The organism is Pseudomonas sp. MD195_PC81_125, assembly GCF_014060985.1.
Classification (GTDB): Bacteria; Pseudomonadota; Gammaproteobacteria; order Pseudomonadales; family Pseudomonadaceae; genus Aquipseudomonas; species Aquipseudomonas parakoreensis.
Genome location: NZ_JABULD010000051.1, coordinates 1 through 6,717 on the forward strand (window position 1 = coordinate 1; position 6,717 = coordinate 6,717).

Sequence of the window (6,717 nt, forward strand, 5' to 3'; positions counted from 1 at the left end):
AGGTAGGAGCTGCSGAAGGCTGCGATCTTTTGATCTTTGATCTTTATTGATCCGCGGTCTGCATCCCCCGCCCGGCTCGGCCTGCCCAGCGTGCGCGAGAAAAACTGTCCGGCCTCGGAAATCAGGTTGCGGTGGATGTCTTCGCGATCCACGCCGTCAGCGTCGGTGCACAGCGCCGGCATGGCGCGGATCTGCTCTTCGTTGCACGGCGCCATGAACACAAAATGCCCTGCCCCGGCCAGCAATTTGAAGTCGGGTGCCGTTGGCAGTTTGCGCGCCAGCGCCGCGGCGTTCTTGTCGAACGCCACCAGTTTGTCGCCATCGCCGCTGTACAGCAGCACCGGCACATGCACGTCCGCAAGGGTGTGACGGCCAAATTTGAGGCTCAGCGGCGCCATCAGCAACAGCGCATGCACGCGCGGATCGGCCACCGGTTGCAAGTCATCACGATCGACGATCAGTTCGCCCTGAGTGTTGCAGGCGTCACGGTCGTCCGGGCGCTCCTGACAGTACCGGCGCAGGCGATCCAGATCCGGCTGCGCGCCAGAGAGAATCAACGCGGTTTCGCCACCGGCCGAATAGCCGATCACCCCAACCTGATCGGCGTTGACGAACGGCGAGAGCATCGGGTCGCCAAGGGTGGCGGTGATCGCTTCGGAAATCTGGATTGGCCGCCCATACAGATTGCTCAGGGTACCGAGGCGACTGTGGTCTTTGGAGTTGTCGCCGGGATGAATCACCGCGACCACCACAAAGCCCTTGCGTGCCAGCGAGGTGGCGAGGTCATGCAGCGCCAGCGGCGTGCCAGTGTTGCCGTGGGACAGCATCAGCATCGGGAAACGACCGATGGCAACCTTGGTGTCGGCGCCCGCCTCGACGGTGTAGCCCTCAAGCAGGCTGCTGTGCTCGCGGTCGCTGGAGGGATAGAAGGCGATGGCGCGCATCGGTTGCAGATCCAGCGGATCGAGGAATGTCATCTCGTGGTAACCGACACTCCAGACAGGGTGTCGCCCGGGCGCGGCATGCACTGAACCGAGGCTGCCAAGCAGGCAAATCAGTAACGTTGCACAAAGACGCATCATCGGATGGCCCACCCTGTGTTACTCAATCGAAAGATCCTTTGTGTTCCGACACGCCCGTAACCCTGAGGTTCGGTGATCCGGCGTGGCGTTGCACTCAGACGTTGATCGTTTGACTGCATAACCCGGGCCAGATTATGCAACAGTCTGAAACAAAAAACTCCGCACCTGGCCCTTGCAGAACCAGAATACAGAGTTTTTTGAGGCGCTACCTGAACGGTAGCTGGTCTTTACGCAATGCTTACGCAGCGGCGAACAGTTGCTCGGCGATCTTCGCCTGAGCGGCGCTCATTGCGTTGTTGCGCACTTCATCACCGTAGGCCAGACCTTCGGCACGGACGATTTCGATGTCGGTGATGCCGAGGAAACCGAGTACCAGCTTCAAATATTCTTCGTGGGCGATGCCGCTCGCCTGGCCGGCATGGATGCCACCGGCGGTGGAGACGATCACCACTTTCTTGCCACCGCACAGGCCTTCCGGACCCGCTTCGGTGTAACGGAACGTCTGGCCGGCAACGGCGACGCGGTCGATCCAGGCCTTGAGTTGGGTCGGCACGGTGAAGTTGTACATCGGCGCGGCGATGACGATGGCGTCGGCAGCGATGAATTCGGCCAGGGTCGAAGCGCTCAATTCGGCTTCGTGCTGTTGCGCGGCGTCGCGCAGTTCAGCGGTAGTACCGGCAGCCACCAGAGTGGTCGACGAGAAGTGGCTGATGGCGTCGGCGGCCAGGTCGCGGTAGATCACCACGGCCGCAGGTTCTGCGGCTTGCCAGGCTTTGACGACCTGGCTGCTCAGCTGACGGGGAAGCGGAGTTGTCGCCCAGAATGCTCGAATCGATGTGCAGCAGTTTCATGTGGAATCTCCTGGAAAGAATCGCCGGCGGCGACGGAATGGAGACAATCCTACGGAAGAAACCAATAGCTGATTAGCCGCCGACAATGCGATAGTTCGTCCCACTGATAGAACGGTGGACTTTTCATGCAGGATCTCAACGATCTGTACTATTTCGCCAAAGTGGTCGAGGCCGGTGGCTTTGCGGCAGCCGGCCGCTTGCTGGGCATTCCCAAGTCGCGGTTGTCGCGGCGCATTGCCGAGCTCGAAGAACGCTTGGGCGCACGCCTCCTGCAACGCACTACACGCCAGTTGAACCTGACGGCTGTTGGCGAGCGCTACTTGCGTCACTGTCAGGCGATGTTGCTGGAGGCGGAGATGGCCGACGAAGCCGTTGCCAGCATGTCCAGTGAACCGCGCGGGCGCTTGCGGGTATCGTGTCCGACCGGGCTGGCGCGAGAAATGTTGCCATGGGTAATCAGCGAATTTCTGGGCAAATTCCCCCCAGGTGCAGCTGGAGGTGGTGCTGCTCAACCGCCGCGTGGATCTGGTCGCCGAAGGCTTCGACGTGGCGCTGCGCGTACGTGAACTGGGCGATGAAGATCCATTGCTGGTCACCCGCCGTCTGCGTCAGGCGCAAATGGTGGTGGTGGCCAGCCCGGCCTTTGTCGAAGGCAAAACCATTGCCCATCCGCAGGATCTGAAAAACCTGCCGGTACTTGGCGCGCTGGAAGCCGACCGCATGGTTCACGTGCGTTTGCTTGATCAGCAAGGCAATAGCGTCGAGCTGAATATGGAAGCGCGTCTGGGCATCGACGACTTTATCGTGCGCAAAGCCTGCGTACTCGCCGGCCAGGGCTTTACCCTGCTGCCGATGATGTATTGCGAAGCCGATCTCGAAAGCGGCGCGCTGGTGCAACTGTTGCCCGAGTGGTCGTTGCCCGGCGGCTGGTTGCAGGCGGTGTATCCGCACCGGCGCGGGGTGATGCCGGCGGTGCGGGCGTGGATCGACCATCTGGTCGAATCGTTCAATGCGTGTGGGGAGCGGCTGTTATGAGCAAGGGAAAGATGAACGAAGCGGATGTCGCCGCCTTCTGCCTGGCCTTGCCGGGCGCGCGCGAGGATTACAAATGGGGGCGGCGTGCGGGTGTTCTCGATCGCCGGCAACAAGATGTTTGCCTTGCAGGGGCTGCGCGGGGATTCACTGGCATTCAAGGTCGACAAGGATCTGTTTCTCGGCCATTGCGACCGCCCGGGTATTCACCCGGCGCCGTATCTGGCGCGGGCACAGTGGATCATCATGCACCCGCCCTACCCGCTGGGCGCCGAGGAACTGCAGGGATTGCTGACGCGTTCGCATCAGTTGGTGGTGGGCAAATTGCCGAAAAAAACTCAAATCGGATTACTGCTCTAAACCCGATCCTTGTAGGAGCTGCCGCAGGCTCGGGCCGCGTTCGGACGATCTTTTGATCTGACTTTTTCAAGATCAAAAGTCAAAAGATCGCACCTGCGGCAGCTCCTACAGGGGGATTTGTGGTGATTCAGAAAAGTGAAAGCAGGTTCGAGCCCAGAAACAGCTGGTCGATCCAGAACACCTGATGCAGCGCCACAATCACCCAGAACAGAATCTGAAACGACACTTTGCGCGTCTTGTGCCGGAACACTTGCTGGGCAATCAGCGCCCCGGGCCAGCCGCCGGCCAGTTCCAGCGCATGCAGGATGTTCTCCGGCGTGCGCCAGGCATCGGCGCGGGCCTTGCGTTTGTCTGCCCAGTACATGAAAAACGCCAGCACACTGACGACTCCATAAGCAGCCAACGGCACCAACGAGATGCCGCGCAGCCACATCGACAGCGAGCCGAACAGCGGCAACGCGCAGACGATCAGCAGCACTGCGAGTTTCAGTTTCAGATGCTGAATGCCGCCACCGGACGGTCGTCCATCCGGGCGGCGTGCGCGGGAATCACTCATGGTTTGGCCGCCGACCAGTCCACCCAGCCGAACTGCCACGTCGCCAGAATCACCAGACCAAAAACGATCCGGTACCAGGCGAACGCCGCGTAGCTGTGGCTGGCGATGAACTTGAGCAGACCGCGCACGGCAATCATGGCGAAGATAAAACGCCGTGATGAAGCCGATGGCGAATACCGGGAAATCCGCCGGCACGAACAGGTGGCGATACTTGTAACCGGAGTACACCGCCGCACCGACCATGGTCGGCATCGCCAGGAAGAACGAGAATTCGGTCGCGGTCTTGCGCGACAGACCGAACAACAGACCACCGATGATCGTCGAACCGGAACGCGAAGTGCCGGGAATCATCGCCAGGCACTGGGCGAACCCGACCTTCAGCGCGTCTTTCCAGGTGATTTCGTCCACGGTTTCGGCGTGCACTTCATGCTGGCGGCGCTCTGCCCACAACATGATCACGCCGCCCACCACCAATGCGGTCGCGACGGTGATCGGGTTGAACAGGTACTGGTGAATCAGGTCGGCAAAAATCACCCCCAACACCACCGCCGGCAGGAATGCGATCAGCAGGTTGGCAGTAAAACGTCGCGCACTCGGCTGGGTCGGCAAGCCAATTACCACATCGAGAATCTTGCGACGAAACTCCCAGACCACCGCAAGGATCGCGCCGAGCTGAATAATGATGTTGAACGCCATGGCCCGTTCGCCGCCGAAGTCGAGCAAGTCGGCAACAATGATCTGGTGTCCGGTACTGGAAATGGGCAAAAACTCCGTCAGCCCCTCTACAACTCCAAGAATCAGTGCCTGCAAAGCGATCCAAAGATCCATCAGTCCCCCAAAGAGCGATGCACGCCGGCATGCCCCGATAATATTTTTACGTTCACTGCGATCAGCGTAGCTGTTTGTTGCTGTACCGATTCCGCGCGCACAGCATCCACACGAAACGGTCAAAATTCCGTGAAATATCAACTTGGATTCAGGTTTTCGCGCGCGGGGCCGAAATCCTAACAGACAAGCCTTAATAGTGCTGTGGCGTTATACGACTTGGGTCGCGTATGCCCGACCACTCAAACGTGGTTGGATGCTGGCGTTGATTTATTACAAGAAAAAGAAATCGGAGTGGCAGCGTTATGAACAGCTTGCGCAGTGTGTCGATCAGCCGACGCTTGTGGCTCATTTTGATTGTGGCCGTGGTCATGTTGTTGACCTTGGGTGTGTTGATGCTCAAGCAGATCCACGATGACCTCTACCACGCCAAGGCGCAGAAAACCCAGCACGTGGTGCAGACCGCCAGCGGCTTGCTGAGCTACTACCACGACCTGGAAACCGCCGGCACCCTCACCCGCGACGCCGCACAGAAGCAGGCACTGACCGCCATTCGCGGCCTGCGCTATGACCAGAGCGACTACTTCTGGATCAACGACCTCACCCCCGTGATGGTCATGCACCCGACCAACCCCAAACTCGAAGGCCAGAACCTCTCGGCGATCCGCGATCCGGACGGTTTTGCGGTATTCAACGAGATGGTCGCGATCGCCAAAAGCAAAGGCGCGGGCATGGTCGATTACCGCTGGCCGAAGCCCGGCGCCAGCGAACCGGTCGCGAAAACGTCCTATGTAAAACTGTTCGAACCGTGGGGCTGGATCCTTGGTTCCGGCGTTTACGTCGATGATGTGCAGAGCGAGTTCCAGGGCCAGGTGATCAAGGCTTCGGTAATCGGCCTGGCGATTGCACTGATCATGGCCCTGCTGGTGATTTTGATTGCCCGCAGCATCGTGCGTCCGTTGCAGGAAACCGTGAATGCCATGGCCAATATCGCCAGCGGCGAAAGTGACCTGACGCGCAGCCTCGATACCCATGGCCAAGACGAAGTCACACAACTGGCGCATCACTTCAACGCCTTCACCGCCAAGTTGCGCCGGGTCATCGGTGACCTGCAGATCTCGGCCAGCGCGCTGGGCCAGTCGTCCAGCGAACTGGGCAACGATGCGACCCAGGCCCAGCAGCGCAGCCAGCAGCAATCGCAGCAGATGGAACTGGTGGCGACCGCGATCAACGAAGTCACCTACGGCGTGCAGGATGTGGCGAAGAATGCCGAGCAAGCTGCCGCTGAAATGCGCGATGCCGAAGCCCAGGCGCAGCAGGGCCAGATCAACATCGACGGCAGCCTGCAACAGATCGACAGACTGTCCGGCACCATTGACCAGGCGGTCGAAGTGATCCGCACCCTCGCCGCCGAAAGCACGCAGATTGGCAGTGTGCTGGAGGTGATCCGCTCGATTGCCGAGCAGACCAACTTGCTGGCCCTCAACGCGGCCATCGAAGCGGCCCGTGCCGGTGAACAGGGCCGGGGCTTTGCGGTGGTGGCCGATGAAGTGCGGCTGCTGGCGCAGCGCACGCAAAAGTCGACGGCGGAAATCCAGACCATGATCGAGCGCCTGCAGAACCATTCCGAAGCGGCCGTGAAAGTCATCAGGTGACAGCAGCAAAGCCTCGCAGCTGACCATTGAACAGGCTGGCCTTGCCGGCGCCAGTCTCAACGCCATCGGCCAGGCACTGCGCAACCTCAACGGCCTGAACGCGTCGATTGCCAGCGCCACGCTGCAACAGGCGCATGTGGTCGAGGACATCAACCAGAACGTCACGCAGGCGGCCGGCCTGTCTCACAGCACTGCGCTGGCGGCGGAGCAGTCAAGTGCGGCGAGCGTGAAGCTGGGGCAACTGAGCGAGCAGTTGAATCAGCTTCTGCGCCAGTTCCGCGTCTGACCCCTCACCCTTGTGGGAGCGAGCCTGCTCGCGAAGGCGTAATGTCAGTCAACATCTGCATTGGTGACAT

The 6,717-nt window shown here is 60.3% G+C and carries 3 protein-coding genes and 6 pseudogenes; 4 read left to right on the forward strand and 5 right to left on the reverse strand.

Going from position 1 to position 6,717, the window contains the following annotated elements:
• Positions 1-43 precede the first annotated feature (43 nt).
• Positions 44-1,082 (reverse strand): annotated as a pseudogene (locus HT737_RS02595) (alpha/beta hydrolase family protein).
• A gap of 238 nt (positions 1,083-1,320) precedes the next feature.
• Positions 1,321-1,933: pseudogene (locus HT737_RS02600) on the reverse strand (FMN-dependent NADH-azoreductase).
• Positions 1,934-2,058: 125 nt separating this feature from the next.
• On the opposite strand from HT737_RS02600, the pseudogene HT737_RS02605 reads away from it, so the two are divergent.
• Both HT737_RS02605 and HT737_RS02610 read left to right on the forward strand, forming a co-directional pair.
• A pseudogene (locus tag HT737_RS02605) lies at positions 2,059-2,968 on the forward strand (LysR substrate-binding domain-containing protein).
• Positions 2,965-3,325, forward strand: a pseudogene (locus HT737_RS02610) (MmcQ/YjbR family DNA-binding protein). Before HT737_RS02605 ends, HT737_RS02610 begins: the two co-directional pseudogenes overlap by 4 nt.
• Before the next feature lie 127 nt (positions 3,326-3,452).
• On the opposite strand, the gene HT737_RS02615 reads toward HT737_RS02610, so the two are convergent.
• Together HT737_RS02615 and HT737_RS02620 are read right to left on the reverse strand one after the other, a co-directional pair.
• Entirely contained in the window at positions 3,453-3,881 is a 429-nt protein-coding gene (locus HT737_RS02615) for a DUF1294 domain-containing protein (RefSeq protein WP_182401329.1), read from the reverse strand.
• Positions 3,878-4,709: pseudogene (locus HT737_RS02620) on the reverse strand (undecaprenyl-diphosphate phosphatase). Before HT737_RS02620 ends, HT737_RS02615 begins: the two are co-directional and overlap by 4 nt.
• 302 nt (positions 4,710-5,011) lie before the next feature.
• Between HT737_RS02620 and HT737_RS02625 the strand changes: the two are divergent.
• A pseudogene (locus HT737_RS02625) lies at positions 5,012-6,323 on the forward strand (methyl-accepting chemotaxis protein); the annotation flags it as partial.
• A 30-nt stretch (positions 6,324-6,353) separates the two neighbouring features.
• Here the strand turns inward: HT737_RS02625 and HT737_RS32540 are convergent.
• Complete coding sequence (locus tag HT737_RS32540) at positions 6,354-6,497, reverse strand: hypothetical protein (RefSeq protein ID WP_374011128.1); 144 nt, start codon at positions 6,495-6,497, stop codon at positions 6,354-6,356.
• Here HT737_RS32540 and HT737_RS32545 point away from each other — a divergent pair, their 5' ends adjacent.
• Positions 6,498-6,647 carry a hypothetical protein gene (locus tag HT737_RS32545; protein WP_374011129.1) on the forward strand — a complete coding sequence of 50 codons (150 nt, stop codon included), beginning with the start codon at positions 6,498-6,500 and terminating at the stop codon, positions 6,645-6,647.
• Positions 6,648-6,717 lie beyond the last annotated feature (70 nt).

Coding starts and splice junctions, on each gene's coding strand:
- HT737_RS02615 (WP_182401329.1), bottom strand. CDS start 3,881: ATGAGTGATTCCCGCGCACGCCGCCCGGATGGACGACCGTCCGGTGGC.
- HT737_RS32540 (WP_374011128.1), bottom strand. CDS start 6,497: ATGCGCCTGTTGCAGCGTGGCGCTGGCAATCGACGCGTTCAGGCCGTT.